Genomic DNA, 19,258 nt, shown 5'->3' on the forward strand with positions numbered 1-19,258 from the left:
CTGCAGAGGGCGAGAAAATCACCGTTAATGCGGATCTTTCCCTGAACGTACCCGATCGGCCAGTAATACCTTTTATCGAAGGTGATGGCATCGGGGTCGACATTACTCCGGTGATGATCAACGTAGTTGATGCAGCCGTAGAAAAAGCCTACTCAGGCAAGAAAAAAATAAGCTGGATGGAAATTTACACTGGCGAGAAAGCCGCTGAGTTGTATGAGGGCGACTGGTTTCCCGCTGAAACCCTAGACGCAATCAAAGACTACGTAGTAGGCATTAAAGGCCCGTTAACTACGCCGGTTGGCGGCGGTTTCCGTTCATTGAACGTGGCGCTGCGTCAAGAATTGGACCTGTATGTTTGTCAGCGTCCAGTGCGTTGGTTCGAAGGTGTGCCTTCACCTGTTAGAGAGCCAGGCAAGACCAATATGGTTATCTTCCGTGAGAACTCAGAAGATATCTATGCGGGCATTGAGTGGAAGGCGGGTACGCCAGAAGCAGATAAAGTGATTGAGTTCTTTCAGGAAGAAATGGGTGTTACTAAAATCCGTTTTCCGCAGGAATGCGGTATCGGCATTAAGCCGGTTTCCAAAGAAGGTACTGTGCGCCTGGTTCGTAAAGCCATTCAGTACACCATTGATCAAGATTTGCCGTCACTGACCATCGTGCACAAGGGCAATATCATGAAGTTCACCGAAGGTGCTTTCAAAAACTGGGCTTACGAGCTGGCGATGGAAGAGTTCGGTGGCACCTTGATTGATGGCGGTCCATGGGTGAGCATTAAAAACCCGAATACCGGCAAAGAAATCGTTATTAAAGACGTTATTGCTGACGCAATGCTTCAGCAGGTGCTGCTGCGTCCAGACGAGTACAGCGTTATTGCCACTCTTAACTTGAATGGTGATTACTTGTCTGATGCACTGGCTGCCCAAGTTGGTGGTATTGGTATTGCGCCAGGTGCAAACCTGAGTGATAACATCGCACTGTTTGAAGCAACTCACGGTACTGCGCCTAAGTACACCGGCCAAGACAAAGTGAACCCCGGTTCATTGATTCTGTCTGCCGAAATGATGTTGCGTCACATGGGTTGGAACGAAGCGGCGGATCTGATTATCACTGGCATGAACGGTGCAATTCAGGCCAAGACCGTAACTTACGACTTTGAACGTCTAATGGAAGGTGCAACCTTGCTGAAGTGTTCTGAGTTTGGTGACGCAATTGTTAAACACATGGCGTAAAAAGCCCTCGCCACCAGTCTAAGCTGGTGGCGTATTCTCATCAGTAAGTTCTATTCTGACGTTTCGGCTGCTTTTATGTCGGTTGCGTGCAGCCCCTTTGGTCCTGGCTCAGCCTTAAATACGACGTTTTGACCTGCTTTAAGGGTCTTGTAACCGTCCATGGTAATTGCTGAGTAGTGAGCAAATATTTCATCTTCGCCGCTTTCGGAGACGATGAATCCATAACCTTTGGCGTTATTGAACCACTTTACAACACCGCTTTGCATAGCCTTTCTTCCTTAATTGTCGTTATAGTTATTCTAACCTTTACAAAAACTGCCTTGTATTTGTTAATACCGCCCCCATTTTTAAAACAGTCCGGCCACGACGTCAAGTAAAGGCGTGTAAGATATGATGTTGGTGAATTTCCCTATTGCGAAGGGTTACAGTGGTGCTAAGCTCAGGTAAAGTCAGTGAAAATGCGAATTAATATACAGAATATGGCGAATAAGTCCGACGAGGACGATCACGGAAATGGTGTTGCAGTTCAGGAGTCGAAACCAGAACTCAAGAAACCGCGTATGTACGCTGTGGTCTTATTAAATGACGATTACACGCCCATGGAGTTTGTCATCGAGGTTTTAGAGGATTTTTTTTATTTGGATCGTCAGCGCGCAACACAGGTCATGCTGGCGGTTCACACTAAGGGCAAAGGCGTGTGTGGCATATTTACCAAAGACATTGCCGAGACGAAATCGGCGCTGGTGAATCAGTACGCTAGAGATAACGGTCATCCATTGCTTGCTGAGATAGAAGAGAGCGATGACTAAAACTGGTAATTGCAGAAGGCGAATATAGTCTATGTTGAGCAAAGACCTAGAAACAACATTGAGCCAGGCCTTTAAATCGGCCCGTAGCCGTCGGCATGAATTCATGACCGTCGAACACTTATTGCTTGCGCTGGCAGACAACGAGGCCGCCGTTAAAGTGCTTGTGGCTTGCGGTGCAGACTTGCTGCAACTCAAGGGCGAGTTAAAAGAATTTGTTGAGGCCACCACGCCGCGAATTCCCGAAACAGACGTTGAGCGCGACACCCAGCCAACCTTAGGTTTTCAGCGGGTGCTGCAGCGCGCAGTCTTTCATGTTCAGTCTTCTGGTAAACAGGAGGTCACCGGCGCGAACGTCTTGGTGGCGATCTTCAGTGAACAGGAGAGCCAGGCGGTTTATTTTTTGAAATCGCAGAGTGTCAATCGCCTTGATGTGGTTAATTATATTACCCACGGCATTTCCAAAGTGTCGGGTGCAGAGGGTATTGAGCACGACCAAAATCAAGATGCCGAAGGTGAGGGCGGTGATCCAGAACAGAAGCCACTGGATAATTTCACCACTAATTTAAATGCCGAGGCTAAAGCTGGTCGTATCGACCCCCTAATTGGTCGCGCTGAAGAGGTGGAGCGGGTTGCCCAGATTTTAACCCGTCGCCGCAAGAACAATCCCTTGTTGGTTGGCGAGTCGGGTGTCGGTAAAACCGCGATAGCTGAAGGTTTGGCTAAACGCATTGTCGACGGCGAAGTGCCAGACGTCCTAATTGGCAGTGTGGTTTACTCGCTTGATATGGGTGCCTTACTGGCGGGCACGAAATACCGTGGCGATTTTGAAAAGCGCCTCAAAGGCTTGCTTGGCGACCTTAAGAAGCGCCCCGGCGCAATTTTGTTTATTGACGAAATTCACACCATTATTGGTGCTGGCGCTGCGTCAGGCGGCGTAATGGACGCGTCAAACCTATTGAAGCCGCTGTTGAGTTCTGGGCAGATGCGCTGTATAGGCTCGACTACGTTCCAAGAGTATCGCGGTATTTTTGACAAGGATCGCGCTCTAAGTCGGCGTTTCCAGAAGGTCGATGTTGATGAGCCGTCTGTTGAAGATACGTTTTTGATTTTGAAGGGTTTACGCTCGCGCTTTGAAAGCCATCATGACTTAAAGTACAGCGATGGTGCTTTGCGCTCAGCGGCCGAGTTATCTGCGCGTTACATAAATGATCGCTTTTTACCCGACAAGGCAATCGACGTCATCGATGAAGCAGGCGCCTATCAGCGCCTGCAGAAACCAGAGAGTCGGATTGAGAAAATAGGTGTTCCGGAAATTGAAGCGATCATTGCAAAGATTGCCCGAATTCCGCCGAAGAGCGTGTCTTCAGACGATCGCGCGTCACTTGTGAAGCTCGAAGACAATTTAAAAATGGTGGTCTTTGGTCAAGATAAGGCGGTATCTGAGCTCAGCGCCTCAATTAAATTGGCTAGGGCGGGTCTTAAGTCCCCTGAAAAGCCCATAGGCAGTTTTTTGTTGGCTGGCCCCACTGGTGTTGGTAAGACTGAGATTTGCCGTCAGTTAGCTAAATTGCTGGGGTTGGAGCTTATTCGCTTTGATATGTCAGAGTATATGGAGCGCCACACGGTCTCTCGGCTAATCGGCGCGCCTCCAGGCTATGTTGGTTTTGATCAGGGTGGCTTGTTAACTGACTCGGTCACCAAACATCCGCACTCGGTGGTGTTGCTGGACGAGATTGAAAAGGCTCACCCTGATCTGTTCAATCTGTTACTGCAGGTTATGGATCACGGTTCGCTGACCGATAACAATGGTCGCAAGGCAGATTTTCGCAATGTGATCTTTGTTATGACCACTAACGCCGGTGCAGAAAGCATTAGTCGTCGTTCAATTGGCTTTACTGAGCAGGATAATCAGACGGATTCAACCGAAGCGATTAATCGCTTGTTCACGCCAGAGTTTCGCAACCGTCTCGATAGCATTATTGCCTTTGAGTCGCTGCAGCCCGATGTGGTGTTGACCGTGGTTGATAAATTCTTGGTTGAATTGCAGGCTCAATTAGATGACAAGAAGGTGGTCTTGCATGTAGACGACGATGCGCGGCACTGGCTGGTGGAGCACGGTTACGACAAGCACATGGGGGCCCGGCCAATGGCGCGGATTATCCAAGAGCATATTAAAAAGCCACTGGCCGAGCTGGTCTTGTTTGGCAGCTTGGAAAAATGCGGTGGAGTGGTCAATGTCACTGTGAAAGGTGACACGCTGGCCCTTGCTGCAGAAGCAGTAGAAGAAGAGGCGGGCCAGACCTGCGATTAGCAGGTATTTATTAACGGCCGCGGAAAGTGATGCGGCCTTTGCTTAGGTCATAGGGGGTTAATTCCACCTTGACCTTGTCACCCGTTAGAATCCGTATGTAATGCTTACGCATTTTGCCTGAGATATGGGCAGTAACAACGTGGCCGTTTTCTAAGCGCACGCGAAAAGTAGTGTTCGGCAAGGTGTCGATGACTTCGCCTTCCATTTCGATCTGGTCTTCTTTCGCCATTCGGCAACTATCCTCGAGAGTTTTTAAAATTGAGTGCGATGCACTTTAGCCTTGGTGGCCATCAAAACTGCGCGCATTTTGCCCTAATTTGATCGTGTTGGCAATTTGCCGGGGCAATTGGGCTAATATCACTAGGTTAAGCGCAACCAGCGGTCGCTCATAAGCAGCTCGATGGGCTTGTAGTCGGTTTTGTAGCGCATTTTTTGGCAGTCTCGAATCCAGTAGCCTAGGTAAAGATAGGGCAGGGCGAGGTCGCGACAGTGCGCGATTTGCCAAAGTATACCGTAAACACCCAAGCTGCGCCTGGGGTATTCGGGGTCGTAAAATGTGTAAATTGCCGATAATCCGTCATTCAGCACATCGGTAACCGCAACGGCAACTAGTGTGTCGCCGAGATAAAAATGCACATGTTGTGTGTCTTCAGTGCCGAGGCCTAAGAAATCATCAAACTGGTCTTTAGAGGGCGGGTACATATCGCCATCACGATGGCGGCCATTGATGTATTTTTCATAAAGCGGGTAGGCATCGGCGTTCGGTGCCGATAGTATGTGGGCGACCAAGTCACTATTGCGCTTCTCAACGCGACGCTGGGTGCGTGAAGGCCTAAATAGTGTAACGGGGACTCGGCTGGCAATACAGGCTTTGCATGTGCCGCAGTCGGGACGGTAGAGGTGGTTGCCACTGCGTCGAAACCCACGCCGCGATAATTCGCTGTACACCGGGCCAGAAATTTTGGCCTCGGGATCAATGAAAATGGTTTTGGCTTCCCGGTCCGCAAAATAGCTGCAGGGGTGAGGGTGGGTCGCGTAAAGCTTGAGTTGTTGCGGGTCAGTCATGGGTTGGCCGATGGCGGTTTGCCGTAATACCAATCCAAGGTCCATTTACCGGATTTGGATTCCTTGGTGGTGTACATTTGTAGGCATTGTTTAAAGCTCGCACGATCCATTTCCTCTGCGCCCATACTGTCAAGATAATCGTTACTCACCTGACAATCAATGAGTGGGAAACCCCATTCTTGAAGTTGGCCGCAGAGGTGGATAAAGGCAATCTTGGAGGCATTGGCTGCCCGGCTAAACATCGACTCGCCATAAAACATGCGGCCAATTGCCACGCCGTAAAGCCCGCCAATTAATTTATTGTCGCGCCAGACTTCGACTGAGTGTGCCCAGCCGGCGTTGTGCAGCTCTTGGTAAGCCTTGCGCATGTCATCGGTGATCCACGTGCCTGGGCGTTTTGGGCTAAGCTGGGCGCAGCCGAGTAAGACGCCGGCAAAATCGCGGTCAAAGCTGACCTCAAAATCATTTCGGCGTAGGGCTTTGCGAAGGCTGCGATTAATATACAAGTGTTCGGGACGCAGCACAGCGCGAGGTTGTGGCGACCACCACAATACCGGCTGAGATTCTTCATACCACGGGAAGATGCCCTGCCGATAAGCATTAAGTAGGCGGGGTAGGCGGAGATCGCCGCCAGCGGCCAAAAGGCCGTCGGGGTCGTCGAGTGCCGACTCAATAGGGGGAAAGCTCAGATCAGCCGGATCAAGCCAAGGTATGCTAGACATCGGCTGATGTACTCGCGATTACGCTAAGTCGTCGAGATAACGCTCAGCATCCAGTGCAGCCATACAGCCGAAACCGGCAGATGTGACCGCTTGGCGGTAAATGTGGTCGGCAACATCGCCAGCCGCAAAGACACCTTCGACGCTAGTACGGGTCGCGTTGCCTTCTGTGCCGCTGTGAATTTTCAGGTAGCCGTCTTTCATGTCGAGCTGATCCTGGAAAATATCTGTGTTGGGCTTGTGGCCAATGGCGATAAATACGCCGGCGACGTCAATTTCTTGACAGCCTTCACCTTTAGTGCTGTTTAGGCGCAAGCCTGTTACACCGCTGTCGTCGCCAAGGACTTCGTTCAGCTGGTGATTCCAGAGAATATTAATATTGCCGTTTGCGGCGCGCTCTAGCAGTTTGTCCTGCAAAATCTTTTCAGAGCGCAGGCTGTCGCGACGGTGTACCAGCGTGACTTCAGATGCGATGTTCGACAGATATAGCGCTTCTTCTACCGCGGTATTACCGCCGCCAATAACGGCGACCTTCTTGCCACGGTAGAAAAAGCCGTCACAGGTCGCGCATGCGGATACACCCTTGCCCATAAATGCATCTTCAGAAGGGAGGCCGAGGTATTGCGCTGAGGCGCCCGTCGCGATAATCAGCGCATCGCAGGTATAAGTCTTGCTGCCTGTGAGCGTGAATGGCTTGTCTTTTAGATCGACAGACTCAATGTGATCAAATAGCACCTTGGTGTCGAAACGCTCTGCGTGCTCTTGCATTCTCTGCATTAACTCGGGGCCTTGCACGCCATTTTGGTCGCCAGGCCAGTTGTCGACGTCAGTGGTGGTCGTTAGTTGGCCGCCTTGTTGAATACCGGTGATGACCACGGGGTTCAAGTTGGCGCGGGCAGCGTAAACCGCAGCAGTGTAGCCGGCAGGGCCGGAGCCGAGGATGATCAAACGGTGGTGTTGGCTGTCGCTCATAGATTCACTGTGTTCCAAGCAGGGGGATTGAACTTAGTTCAATCCGGGATGACTGAAAATAGACGCATATCATAGGGTAATTCCATAGGCGCGGCAAAAACTGTGTGCGGCGACAAGTCTTATGACATAGTGCTAATATTGGGCCACTTTTCGCTTTTTCAACGCCTGTCATAGGGCTTGCGTCTTTTACGTGTAAATTTAGGAAATCGTTTTCTTTTGCCAAAACCAACATCAGCAGCCATGGTAGAAAACCGTGAAATTTTGAATTTGCGCTTGCGCGAGGGCTTGTTGATCGCCTTTGTTGCCGTGTGCATTTACATTTTTGTGTCCCTACTCAGTTATAGCGGCAATGATCCGGGCTGGTCGCGCACCGGTAATGGCGACCGGATTGCAAATGCTGGTGGCCCGGTAGGGGCGTGGTTGGCTGACGTGTTCTTCGCCTTATTTGGTTATATGGCCTATTTGTTTCCGGCGATGCTGGGTTTTAGAGCTTGGCGGCTATTTAAGGAGCGCTACCGCCCGGCGGGCTTTGATACCCTGATTTTTGTACTGCGTTTTATCGGCCTGATTTTGGTGATGATTTCCAGTACTGGTCTAGCGGCCAATGGCGATTATGGCAATAGCGGGCTGCCGTTTGGCGCAGGCGGGGTATTGGGCGACGCCGTCGGCAATGCCACGATGACCTCCTTTAACGAGTTTGGCAGCCGCCTATTATTAATTGCCATACTGTTATTTGGTTTAACTGTGTTTACCGATTTATCGTGGATTCGGCTCATGGATGCGCTTGGCGCTGCCACGTTGCGATTGTTTGATCGTGGCCGTGAAGCGGTGTATAGCTATAAAGTGGCGCGCGAAGAGCGTCGGAAGGCGGCTGCGGCCAAGCAGCGGCGCCACGAATCCGTAGCGAAAAAAACTGAAATTCAAAAGACCCGCATACCACCGCAAATTGCACCGCCGCCAAAGCCGGTAGTAAAGTCTGCACGGCCAGACAAAGAGCGCCAAAAGTCTTTGTTCGAAGGCCCTGTCACGGGGACCTTGCCGTCTTTAAGTTTACTCGACAAGGCTGTTCACAACCCTGACCGAGGGTATTCGCCGGAGACCCTTGAGGCTATGTCGCGCCTACTGGAAATTAAATTGCTCGACTTTGGTGTGTCGGCAAAAGTCATCGCCGTGTTCCCCGGGCCCGTTATTACGCGTTTTGAGTTAGAGCCAGATGCGGGGGTGAAAGTTAGTAAGATATCTAATTTGGTCAAGGATTTAGCGCGGTCGCTCGCCGTGGTCAGTGTTCGGGTCGTGGAGGTTATCCCTGGCAAACCCTATGTTGGCATCGAAATTCCCAATGAAGACCGCGAGATTGTTAATTTTCACGATGTGCTGTCATCGGAAGCCTTCGATGCCTGCAAGTCGCCGCTAACACTTGCCTTAGGGCATGATATTTCCGGCGAGCCGGTCTGTGCTGACCTCGGCAAAATGCCTCACTTATTGGTCGCGGGTACCACGGGCTCGGGTAAATCGGTTGGTGTTAACGCCATGTTGATCAGTCTTTTGTACAAATCAACGCCGGAAGAAGTGCGTTTGATGCTGGTTGACCCCAAAATGCTGGAGCTGTCGGTCTACGACGGTATTCCCCATTTGCTTACGCCGGTTATTACCGACATGAAAGACGCGGCCAATGGTCTGCGCTGGTGTGTGGCGGAAATGGAGCGTCGCTATAAGTTAATGTCGAAAATGGGCGTCAGGAACCTCGCTGGTTTTAACCGCAAGGTTAAAGACGCCATCTTGGCAGGTGAGCCGATCAAAGACCCGCTGTGGAAGCCTGAGGATCACTATCAGGCAGGCCTAGAGGAAGCTCAGGCACCAGATTTAGAAGTTTTACCGTCAATTGTTGTCGTTATAGACGAATTTGCCGACATGATGATGATTGTAGGTAAAAAGGTTGAAGAGCTGATCGCGCGTATCGCTCAAAAAGCGCGCGCAGCCGGTATCCACCTCTTGCTCGCAACTCAGCGGCCCTCGGTTGATGTTATAACCGGCCTGATTAAGGCCAACGTACCGACGCGGATTGGTTTTCAGGTGTCTTCTAAAATCGATTCTCGGACCATTTTGGATCAAGGTGGCGCAGAACAGCTGCTTGGTCACGGCGATATGCTGTATTTACCACCGGGAGCAGGTATCCCTATTCGGGTACACGGCGCCTTTGTTTCGGACGAGGAAGTGCACCGTGTCGTCGCCGATTGGAAGCGCCGCGGGGAGCCTCAATATATCGATGGTCTGCTGGAAGAGGGCAGCACCACCGACGCTATGCCTGGCATGCCGCCTGAAGGCGGCGGCGATGATGGTGAATCGGATGCACTTTACGACGAAGCTGTTGCCTATGTAACCAAAAGTCGACGGGCGTCAATATCAGCCGTGCAGCGCAAATTGCGAATCGGCTATAATCGCGCCGCTCGATTAATTGAAACAATGGAGGCTGCCGGTGTCGTAACTGAGATGGCCAGTAACGGTAGTCGCGACGTACTGGCTCCACCTCCATTTGAATAGAAGTAGAATCCATGCGCCAATTCTTTATTGTTTTGTGTTTGTCCGTTTTTACCATGACCGCATATGCTGAGGGTGATGTAGCGCAACTGCACCTGCATCTCTCTGGCGCGCAAAGCCTGAATGCGAAGTTTGTTCAGCAAGTAAAAGATGTCGACGGTCAATTGCTGCAAGAGAGCAAGGGCACTATCGCGCTAAAGCGGCCGAATAAAATTCGCTGGGAAAGCACCGAGCCCTTTCATTACCTCTTAGTCAGTAATGGTAAAACGGTTTGGCGTTATGACGCAGACCTAGAACAGTTGAATACTGAGCCGTTTGACGCCAATTTAGCGCAAACACCGGCCATGATTATCAGTATGACGATTGATCAGCTTGCCGCGCAGTACGATGTTAGCGTCAAAAAGAATGGCAATGCCCGTGAATTTATCCTGCTGCCCAAGGAACCTGGCTCCTTTACCGAAATGGTGCTGATGTTTACTTGGGGTAAACTCACCGGAATGCGCTTGACCGACACGCTAGAGCAAACCACTAAAATCGAGTTTATTAATCCCAAATACGATAATCGTTTTAGTGATCGGGAATTTGAATTCAACCAGGCCGAGGTCCAGAAGTCTTGACTGAAACAGCCAGCAAGGCACCGCTGGCTGCGCGGATGCGACCCCAAACCCTTGATCACTACCTTGGTCAAGATCATCTGCTAGCGCCAGATAAACCGCTTCGACGTGCCTTAGATTCCGGTCAGCTGCACTCCATGATCTTCTGGGGCCCACCCGGTGTGGGTAAAACCACCTTGGCGCAACTCATCGCCCAGCTCTGTGACGCGCACTTTATTAGTATTTCAGCTGTTTTAGCCGGAGTGAAAGATATTCGCGCGGCGGTTGATGACGCAAAGCAGCAGCAGTTTTTCCAGCGCCGCACCATTTTATTTATCGATGAAGTGCACCGTTTTAATAAGTCTCAACAAGACGCATTTTTGCCTTTTGTTGAAGACGGTACGATTATTTTTGTTGGCGCGACCACTGAAAACCCGTCCTTTGAAATCAATAATGCCTTGCTCTCCAGAGCGCAGGTTTATCAATTAAACCCCCTCAGCGACGCGGCGATTGTGGATATTGTCACTCACGCGGCCCGCTGCGAAGGCTGGCAACTCGCCCCAGATCAAATTGAACGCATTGCTCGCCACGCTGACGGTGATGGTCGCCGCGCGCTGAATGTCCTTGAAATTGCGGGCGACATGCTGGGGCGCAATAGTAGCAGCACGGAATTAACAGCGGGCATCATCGACCAAGTGTTGAGTGGTCAGCCCCGGCGTTTTGATAAGGGTGGCGATCTGTTTTACGAACAGATTTCCGCATTGCACAAATCGGTACGAGGCAGCTCGGTAGACGGCGCCCTGTATTGGTTTGCGCGTATGCTTGATGGCGGTTGTGAGCCTTTATATGTCGCCCGGCGTTTAGTGCGTATGGCCAGTGAAGATATTGGCAATGCAGATCCTCGGGCATTGCGGTTATGCTTAGATGCATGGGAAACCCAAGAGCGCCTTGGCAGCCCGGAAGGAGAGTTAGCCATGGCGCAGGCAGTGTGTTATCTCGCCGCCGCCCCCAAAAGTAACGCGGTCTACACCGCGTATAATGCGGTACGCAAAGAAATTGCGGCGTCACCGAGTTATGAGGTGCCCATGCATTTACGCAATGCGCCCACGGGTATGATGAAGGAGCAGGGCTTTGGTGGGGGCTACCGCTATGCTCATGACGAGTCAGATGCCTACGCGGCAGGAGAGAGTTACCTGCCCGAAGAGATCAAAGATCGGGTCTACTATCAGCCGGTAAACCGTGGACTTGAGAAAAAAATTGCCGAAAAACTGCGATATTTGCAAGCGCTTGATGATAGTGCCAGCCACAAGCGTTATCGTTGATTTGAATGGGGTAGAATAGTCACCCAGTCTGGAGACCGTTTTTACGTGCAAATATATCTACTAATCGCCCTTGGTGGGGCTTCTGGTGCGCTAAGCCGCTACGGTGTCGGCCGCATTGTGAGTCATTGCTTGGCTCAGGCCTATTGGCCGCTGGGCACTTTTGCGGTCAATTTTATTGGTTCTTTTGTGATCGGTGCGGTTTATGTGCTGATCACGGAAAAATCGGCACTGCATGCCGATTGGCGCTATGTTTTGATCGTGGGTTTTCTGGGCGCATTCACCACTTTTTCCACGTTTTCACTTGAATCGGTTGCGTTGCTCGAGGCCGGAAAAGTGATCTTGGCCTTGGCGTATATGCTTAGTACGGTGATTAGTTGCGTGCTCGCCTGCTGGTTAGGAATTGTTTTTTTACGTGCTATTTAATTAAAAATTTAATGAACAAATACAGATGCTTGGAGATTTATTTTAATGTTAGATATTAAGCAGGTTCGGCAGGACTCAAAGGCCATTGCCGAGGCGCTGAATAAAAAGTACTTCCCCTTTGATGCTGCCGAGTTCGACGCCCTTGATGCCAGTCGCAAGCAAGCCGATATCAATAGCCAGAACCTGTTGGCTGAGCGTAAAAAGGCCTCCAAACAAGTTGGCGAACTGATTAAATCCGGTATGAGTGTTGATGACGCTAAGGCCCAAGTAAACGAAACCCTCGCCAAAATAGAATCTGAGCTCGAAGCCCTTAAGCAACAAGCAAAAGACGCCAATGACGCCCTCGATCAATTATTGATGGCGGTACCGAACCTACCTGCCGATGAGGTACCCGAGGGCAAGGACGAGAGCTGTAATGTTGAAGTATTGCGCTGGGGGCAGCCTCGGGAATTTGATTTTGAGGTCAAAGACCACGTCGATGTGGGCGAAAATCTTGGTGGTCTCGATTTTGATACCGCGGCCAAGATCACTGGCAGTCGTTTTTCTGTTATGCGCGGCGGCCTTGCCAGAATGCACCGCGCGTTAATTCAATTGATGCTAGACACCCATATCGGTGCACACGACTATAAAGAGGTGTATGTGCCCTATATGGTCAACGCCGAGTCACTGCGTGGCACTGGTCAGTTACCTAAATTTGAAGCTGATTTATTTAAATTGCAGGGCGACTCTGAGTATTACTTGATTCCGACGGCCGAAGTGCCGGTCACTAATATGTTTCGTGACGCAATTGTCGAAGCCAGTGAGCTTGATAAAGGCTTGCGCTTTACCTGTCACACCCCCTGTTTTAGAAGTGAGGCGGGCAGTTATGGTCGCGATACTCGGGGCATGATTCGTCAGCATCAATTTGAAAAAGTCGAGTTAGTGCAGTTTGTGCGTCCCGATCAGTCAGACGAGGCCTTGGAAACATTGACCGGCCACGCAGAAGCTATTTTGCAATTATTAGAACTGCCGTACCGCAAAGTCATTTTGTGTGGTGGCGACTTAGGTTTTTCAGCGCGGAAAACCTATGATTTAGAAGTGTGGCTGCCAGGGCAGAGTGCTTACCGAGAAATTTCGTCTTGCAGCAATTTTGGCGATTTCCAAGCCCGTAGAATGCTGGCGCGCTGGCGCAATCCGGAAACCGGTAAGCCTGAATTACTTCATACCTTAAACGGTTCTGGTTTGGCTGTGGGGCGCACTTTGGTTGCTATCTTGGAAAATTATCAGCAGGCCGATGGCTCATTGCGAGTACCACAAGCGCTGCGCGGTTATTTGGGCGGACTCGAAATCCTACAAGCTGGAGACTGCTAAGCCATGGATTTTTTGCCGCTGTTCACCGATCTGCGTAATAAGCCCTGTTTATTGGTGGGCGGAGGGCAAGTAGCGCTCCGCAAAGCGCGACTACTGTGTAAGTCAGGCGCCCAATTACGGCTTGTTGCCCATGAGATTTTGCCCGAGCTGGCGACCCTGTGCATGAACTCCGGGGGCGAATGCATTCGCGGCGATTACGGCGACTATCTCTTGGATGAGGTATTTCTTGTTATCGCCGCAACCGACGATGAGGCCTTAAACAAGCGAGTCTCAGAGGCCTGTCACGCTCGCCAGATTCCGGTGAATGTAGTCGATAATCCGGCGCTTTGCAGTGTGATATTACCTGCTATTATTGATCGCTCACCACTGGTGATTGCGGTGAGTAGTGGTGGCAAGAGTCCGGTGTTGGCGAGGATAATGCGGTCACGCCTCGAGGCGAGTATTCCGGGGTCCTTTGGGCGTTTAGCGCAGCTCGTGGGCAATTTTCGCGATGCCGTGAAAGTCCGGTTTGACGATATTGAAGAACGTCGGCACTTTTGGGAGCAAACGCTTCAGGGGCCAATCGCCGAAATGGTGTTTGCGGGCAAAGACAAGGCTGCTGCAGACATGCTCAGCAAGGCTATTGATAAAGCCGAAGTCTCGGCGGGCGGTGAAGTATATTTAATAGGTGCGGGCCCGGGCGACCCCGATTTAATGACCTTTAAGGCGCTGCGCCTGTTACAACGGGCAGATGTGGTGCTTTATGATCGCTTGGTTGCACCAGCCATCGTTGATATGTGCCGCAAAGACGCTGAGCGGGTGTATGTGGGTAAAGCGAGAGCCGATCACGCCGTCCCCCAGCAAGATATAAACAAGCTACTGGTCAAATACGCCAAGGAAGGCAAGAAAGTTGCGCGCCTGAAGGGGGGCGACCCGTTTATTTTTGGCCGTGGCGGCGAAGAAATAGAAGAGCTTGCCGAAGAAAAAATTCCTTTTCAGGTAGTTCCGGGGATTACTGCCGCCTCTGGCTGTGCGAGTTATTCCGGTATTCCACTTACGCACCGTGATTACGCGCAGTCGGTGCGTTTTGTTACCGGCCATTTAAAAGACCACAGTTTGAATTTGCCGTGGGCAGAACTCGTTCACCCGACGCAAACCGTGGTGTTTTATATGGGCTTGGTGGGCTTGCCGAGTATTTGCGCGCAGCTGATTGCCCACGGTCGCGGTGGTGACACGCCAATCGCGGTTATTCAGCAGGGCACGACGCCTCAGCAGAAGGTGGTGGTGGCTACTTTGGCGACCATGGTTGAACGCCTCGCTAAGGAACCTGTGCAAGCGCCAACTCTCATTATTGTCGGTGAGGTGGTGAAACTGCGTGAAAAGCTCGCCTGGTATGAACATTACGATCTCGCCAACGACCCGGTGTAACATCACCACGGCAATCGACTCTCAATTCCGATAAACACCCATCTACGGAGGCGCAATGACGCAGCAAGGTTTTGACACTGAGTACGACTACGATTTATTTGTGATCGGCGCAGGCTCCGGCGGTGTTAGAGCCGCACGGATGTCGGCGGGTTTTGGTGCCAAGGTTGCCATTGCCGAATCTCGCTATTTGGGTGGCACCTGCGTGAATGTGGGTTGCGTCCCTAAAAAGCTGTTTAGCTACGCGGCACACTATCGTGAAGATTTTAAGGATGCCCAAGGCTTTGGCTGGCAAAGCGCGGTTCAGCCGATTGATTGGCCGACCCTGCGCGACAATAAAACTCGCGAAATTGAGCGCTTAAACGGTATATACGGCAACTTGCTGAGTAATGCAGGAGTTGAGCTGCTCAATGGTCATGCCAGTTTTGTTGACGCTCACACGCTTAATGTCGACGGCAAGAAATACACCGCAAAGCGCATTTTAATCGCGGTAGGCGGCTGGCCCTTTATTCCGGATATTCCAGGCCGGGAATTTGCCATCAGCTCTAATGAAGTGTTTTATCTCGACACCTTGCCGAAGCATGCTGTTGTCGTTGGCGGCGGTTATATCGCCACGGAGTTTGCCGGTATTCTTCACGGCTTAGGCGTAGAAGTAGATCAAATCTACCGCCGAGATTTGTTTTTGCGTGGCTTTGATACGGAGATGCGGGAGCAGCTTGCCGAAGAAATGCGCAACAAAGGTGTGAAACTGCGTTTTAACGAAAATGTTACCGCGATTGAAAAAGAGGGCGATCGTTATCGCTTGAGCTTAGAAAATGGCGAGAGCATGGTCACCGATCAAGTGCTTTACGCCACTGGCCGCAAGCCATTGTTGGACGGTTTAGGACTGGAGAATACCGGCGTAACTCTCAACGATAAGGGTTATATCGCCGTTGATGAAACCTTTCGAACGAGCGATTCCTCGGTCTATGCCGTTGGCGATGTCACTGGTGGCATGGAATTGACGCCGGTGGCCCTAGCAGAAGGGATGAACCTCGCTAAACGCTTATACAAAGGGGAAGCCAAGCTCGTTGATTACAATTTTATTCCTACCGCGATTTTCTCGCAGCCCAACTTGGCCACCGTTGGTTATAGCGAAGAAGAGGCAAGAGACAAATTTACCGACATTGCGGTATTTACCTCGCGCTTCACTCACCTCAAACACACGCTAAGCGGCAATAAAACGAAGACCTTGTTAAAGCTAATAGTCGATAAAACGAGCGATAAGGTCGTTGGTGCGCACATGCTGGGCGCCGATGCGGGTGAAATTATTCAGGGCTTAGCGGTAGCGATTAAAGCGGGTGCCACCAAGGCTGATTTTGATTCAACGATTGGCATTCACCCAACGGTAGCAGAAGAGTTTGTAACCATGCGTGAGGCAAGTCGATAGCGTTCTGCGCAGTTAGACCCCTAACGCCAAATCATGCCGCTAGGGGTTTTCAAGCTAGGGTTGTTTGGCCAGACGCTCTGGTAAAAAGTAAGGGATGGCATCTACCAGTATATGGCTGGCTTCAATTAGCAGCGGATCAGGCTCTTTCTTCTTATCTTTATCGGTATCGTCCGCGGGGGTTTCGCCATTGAGTGCGATGCCCTCATCGTCGGTTTTGTCTTCTTCTAAGGCTTTTAGTGGCTCCTCACCTTTGGCGACCCGGCGACGATTTTCCATCGCCAGTTGCAGGGCTTTCTGCTCGTCACGTTCACTGCGGCGCTTATCGATTTTCAGCGACAAATGCGTTTTACTGCGCATTTTTTCAATAACCGCGATTTGCTCCTGTAAAAACAAGAAATCAGGGTCTTTGGCTATACGCTTGTCGTGCTTACGCTGAAGGGTTTGCAGACCGGCTTTTAGGTCGAAGTAGTAGCGGTGATTAGCGCGCTCAATGCGGTCCCAGCTCAGGGCGTTGTCGAGGATGCCCTCGCCTATTTTGTCTTGATCGTACAGCGGGGGAAAGGCAATGTCGGGAATAACGCCTCGATTCTGGGTGCTGTCCCCGGAGACGCGATAGAACTTCGACTCCGTGAGTTTGAGTTGGCCATGACTCAGGGGGTTAACCGACTGCACTGTGCCTTTACCAAAAGACTGTGTGCCAATGACGATACCGCGCTGATAATCCTGAATGGCACCAGCAAAAATTTCTGACGCAGAGGCGCTCATCCGGTTGATTAATACCGCCAGCGGCCCTGAATAGTAGGCTGAGCTGCGGCGTTTACCTTCACGAATGACCCGTGAATTAGACTGACGAATTTGTACGGTTGGGCCAGATTCAATGAACAAGCCGACCATGCCGTTTGCTTCTGCAAGAGAGCCGCCGCCATTATCGCGCAGATCAATCACAATGCCTTCGGCACCTTGGCTGAGCAATTCGCCAAGAATGCGGTGAACATCGCGGGTAGTGCTGCGGAATTCCGTATCGCCTAAACGGTAGGCCTCAAAATCCAAATAGAAGGTGGGTACATCAATCACGCCGACGTGATGTGTAACACCGTGGCTATCTTTAAACTCGATCAATTCGCCTTTGGCGCTTTGGTCTTCGAGTTTGACTTCATTGCGTTCAATTATGATTTCCCGGCGGGCTTCTTCGCTTTGCGCGACTGCAGGAATGACATCCAGGCGTACAAAGGAGCCAGCGGCGCCACGAATAAGGTCGACGACGTCGTCTAAGCGCCAGCCGATAACATCTTGCATTTCACCGTTTTTGCCTTGCGCGACACCAATGATTTTATCGGCGGGCTGCAATTGCCCCTGTTTATCAGCGGGGCCTGCAGGCACTAAGCGAACGACTTTGGTGTAGTCGTCTTCCATTTGTAATACGGCGCCAATACCTTCGAGCTTCAGGCTCATATTGATCTGGAAGTTTTCCGATAGACGCGGAGAGAAATAGTCGGTGTGTGGGTCGTAGAGTGACGCAAAAGCATTGGCATAAAGCTGAAATGCATCTTCGGACTCAAGCTGGCTCATACGCTTTATTTGGTTTTTAAAGCGCTTGCTGAGCAAGTCGATTATGCCCGCTTGGTCTTTGCCAGCTAGCTGGAGACCCAGCACCCGATTTTTGATCTGTTTGCGCCAAATTTCATCTGCGGCGGCACTGTCTTTTGGCCAAGCCTCTTTGGCGCGGTCGAGTTGAATGTCTTCATCCACTTCGAAGTCCATGGCCTTAATGGTTTCTGGCAGAGTGTCTAGCGCGCTTTGGAGGCGGTCGATCATGCGCTGGCGGTAACGATTAAAAATTGCGAAGCCGGCGTCGAGTTGCGCCTTATTAAGCTCATTGTCCAAGCTCGTTCGGTATTTTTGGAATTCCTTGATATCACTTTGCAGCAAAAACTGTCGATTTGGATCCAAGTCATCTAAAAATGAGTCGAGCAGATGAGAGGACAAATCGTCGTTTAAGGCGAGTTTTACGTAGTGGCGGGTGCCGAGCTGCTTAACCATGTCGCGAATGGCTGTGGAATGACTTGTTTCGGGCGCGAGTGGCTTTATCGCTTCGGCCGAAACCCAGGCAGTGCTCAATTGAAGGAAAAGAGCAACTACAACGCAGTAACTGCGGGTAAATCTTTTATTAACCATTAAATACCGCATCTAAAAGTCTAGTGATCTTAAGTATATTACACCGCTGCGGCACTGATTACAGCGCTGAGCGAGATTCGAAGCCCTATTAATAAAAAATGACATATTCCTCAGTGATATACCGCGTTACACTAAAAAGGTCTACTATTGAACCTGTTGGAGCTATTTGACGTGAGTAAAAATCCCAAAATTGCAGCAGTAGAGCGCTATATAAAGGCATTATCGACCCATGATATAGCTGCCATTGACGACTTGTTTACGGACGATGCCACCATTGAAGATCCTGTTGGAAGCGAGCTGATTATCGGTAAAGCTGCCATTCTTCGATTCTATGAAGTGGGATTTAGTTCCGGAATTTCTGCGCGGCTTGACGGCGCCGTGCGTTTGGCCGCCAATCATGCGGTTTTTCCCTTTGTGGTTGAGTTAAATCCCGGTAACGGCGAAGTGCGTATGGAAATCATTGACCAGTTTAGCTTCAATGATGAAAACAGGGTTGTCGCGATGAAGGCATTTTGGAGCGAGGTCAATATGAGTACGCCCTGAAAACATTTTAAATTGCTCAGAGTGATATTGTATTCCTTTGAAAATCATTATATTTACATTTGTCGGCAACAGAGCAACAGCGCCGATCAAACGCCCGAGCTGGCTGTATCACCAATAAATATTGATGGGGTAAGCGTTTTGTTCGGTAGCTAATTCAAGACACTTTAAATAATAGCGGCAATTGCTGAACACTTTTAGGGGAGTAATAAAAATGATAAATGCCATGATGAATACCCAGCTCACCATCACATCGCTAATGAAACATGCAGAACGCGTGAATGGCGGAGTAGAAATAGTGTCTGTTACCGCAGACAACCCTCGTCATCGTTGCACCTATCGCGAGGCATTTTCTCGGGCAAGGCAGCTTGCCAAC

17 protein-coding genes are annotated in these 19,258 nt (G+C 50.6%); 11 read left to right on the top strand and 6 right to left on the bottom strand.

The genetic code is table 11. The annotated features are described in order from the left end of the window. Nucleotides 1-1,232: NADP-dependent isocitrate dehydrogenase (icd, locus tag ABYP33_RS11865; RefSeq protein ID WP_373091173.1), on the top strand; the 1,232-nt coding region annotated here is incomplete at its 5' end. Nucleotides 1,233-1,282: 50 nt separating this feature from the next. On the opposite strand, the gene cspD is transcribed toward icd, so the two are convergent. After that, a complete protein-coding gene (gene cspD, locus ABYP33_RS11870; RefSeq protein WP_008247833.1) occupies nucleotides 1,283-1,498 on the bottom strand; it encodes a cold shock domain-containing protein CspD in 216 nt (71 codons plus the stop codon). Between the two features lie 213 nt (nucleotides 1,499-1,711). On the opposite strand from cspD, the gene clpS reads away from it, so the two are divergent. Both clpS and clpA read left to right on the top strand, forming a co-directional pair. Further along, on the top strand, nucleotides 1,712-2,041 hold the full coding sequence (gene clpS / locus ABYP33_RS11875) for an ATP-dependent Clp protease adapter ClpS (RefSeq protein WP_373091189.1): 330 nt from the start codon (nucleotides 1,712-1,714) through the stop codon (nucleotides 2,039-2,041). A gap of 31 nt (nucleotides 2,042-2,072) precedes the next feature. Beyond that, the gene (clpA, locus tag ABYP33_RS11880) at nucleotides 2,073-4,352 is read left to right on the top strand and encodes an ATP-dependent Clp protease ATP-binding subunit ClpA (RefSeq protein WP_373091174.1); all 2,280 of its coding nucleotides are present in this window, start codon (nucleotides 2,073-2,075) and stop codon (nucleotides 4,350-4,352) included. A gap of 10 nt (nucleotides 4,353-4,362) precedes the next feature. On the opposite strand, the gene infA is transcribed toward clpA, so the two are convergent. From infA to trxB, 4 genes are all read right to left on the bottom strand, one after another. Beyond that, on the bottom strand, nucleotides 4,363-4,581 hold the full coding sequence (infA, locus tag ABYP33_RS11885; RefSeq protein WP_008247839.1) for a translation initiation factor IF-1: 219 nt from the start codon (nucleotides 4,579-4,581) through the stop codon (nucleotides 4,363-4,365). A gap of 131 nt (nucleotides 4,582-4,712) precedes the next feature. Continuing rightward, nucleotides 4,713-5,462 carry an arginyltransferase gene (locus ABYP33_RS11890; protein WP_373091175.1) on the bottom strand — a complete coding sequence of 250 codons (750 nt, stop codon included), beginning with the start codon at nucleotides 5,460-5,462 and terminating at the stop codon, nucleotides 4,713-4,715. Next, nucleotides 5,414-6,139, bottom strand: coding sequence for a leucyl/phenylalanyl-tRNA--protein transferase (gene aat, locus ABYP33_RS11895; RefSeq protein WP_373091176.1), 726 nt, complete (start codon nucleotides 6,137-6,139; stop codon nucleotides 5,414-5,416). Before aat ends, ABYP33_RS11890 begins: the two co-directional genes overlap by 49 nt. Before the next feature lie 18 nt (nucleotides 6,140-6,157). After that, nucleotides 6,158-7,108: a thioredoxin-disulfide reductase gene (trxB, locus tag ABYP33_RS11900; RefSeq protein WP_373091177.1), complete on the bottom strand. Its 951-nt coding sequence runs from the start codon at nucleotides 7,106-7,108 to the stop codon at nucleotides 6,158-6,160. A 240-nt stretch (nucleotides 7,109-7,348) separates the two neighbouring features. Here trxB and ABYP33_RS11905 point away from each other — a divergent pair, with 240 nt between their 5' ends. From ABYP33_RS11905 to gorA, 7 genes are read left to right on the top strand one after another with little or no spacing between them, the layout of a single operon-like run. Continuing rightward, nucleotides 7,349-9,649, top strand: coding sequence for a DNA translocase FtsK (locus ABYP33_RS11905; protein ID WP_373091191.1), 2,301 nt, complete (start codon nucleotides 7,349-7,351; stop codon nucleotides 9,647-9,649). 11 nt (nucleotides 9,650-9,660) lie between these two features. Continuing rightward, a complete protein-coding gene (gene lolA, locus ABYP33_RS11910; RefSeq protein ID WP_373091179.1) occupies nucleotides 9,661-10,263 on the top strand; it encodes an outer membrane lipoprotein chaperone LolA in 603 nt (200 codons plus the stop codon). A 35-nt stretch (nucleotides 10,264-10,298) separates the two neighbouring features. Further along, nucleotides 10,299-11,561, top strand: a complete 1,263-nt coding sequence (locus tag ABYP33_RS11915; RefSeq protein WP_373091193.1) for a replication-associated recombination protein A — start codon at nucleotides 10,299-10,301, stop codon at nucleotides 11,559-11,561. 45 nt (nucleotides 11,562-11,606) lie between these two features. Further along, nucleotides 11,607-11,984: a fluoride efflux transporter CrcB gene (crcB, locus tag ABYP33_RS11920; protein WP_008247849.1), complete on the top strand. Its 378-nt coding sequence runs from the start codon at nucleotides 11,607-11,609 to the stop codon at nucleotides 11,982-11,984. Nucleotides 11,985-12,029: 45 nt separating this feature from the next. Then, nucleotides 12,030-13,334, top strand: coding sequence for a serine--tRNA ligase (gene serS / locus ABYP33_RS11925; protein WP_373091180.1), 1,305 nt, complete (start codon nucleotides 12,030-12,032; stop codon nucleotides 13,332-13,334). A 3-nt stretch (nucleotides 13,335-13,337) separates the two neighbouring features. Further along, entirely contained in the window at nucleotides 13,338-14,741 is a 1,404-nt protein-coding gene (cysG, locus tag ABYP33_RS11930; protein WP_373091182.1) for a siroheme synthase CysG, read from the top strand. Between the two features lie 55 nt (nucleotides 14,742-14,796). After that, a complete protein-coding gene (gorA, locus tag ABYP33_RS11935) occupies nucleotides 14,797-16,167 on the top strand; it encodes a glutathione-disulfide reductase (RefSeq protein ID WP_373091184.1) in 1,371 nt (456 codons plus the stop codon). 54 nt (nucleotides 16,168-16,221) lie between these two features. On the opposite strand, the gene ABYP33_RS11940 is transcribed toward gorA, so the two are convergent. Next, nucleotides 16,222-18,342, bottom strand: coding sequence for a carboxy terminal-processing peptidase (locus ABYP33_RS11940; protein ID WP_373091186.1), 2,121 nt, complete (start codon nucleotides 18,340-18,342; stop codon nucleotides 16,222-16,224). Between the two features lie 171 nt (nucleotides 18,343-18,513). Between ABYP33_RS11940 and ABYP33_RS11945 the strand changes: the two genes are divergently transcribed. Next, nucleotides 18,514-18,885 (top strand): nuclear transport factor 2 family protein, encoded by a 372-nt coding sequence (locus ABYP33_RS11945; protein WP_373091188.1) that lies wholly within the window; start codon nucleotides 18,514-18,516, stop codon nucleotides 18,883-18,885. Nucleotides 18,886-19,258: the final 373 nt, after the last annotated feature.

It is taken from the genome of Zhongshania sp. (genome assembly GCF_041584495.1).
Lineage (GTDB): Bacteria > Pseudomonadota > Gammaproteobacteria > Pseudomonadales > Spongiibacteraceae > Spongiibacter.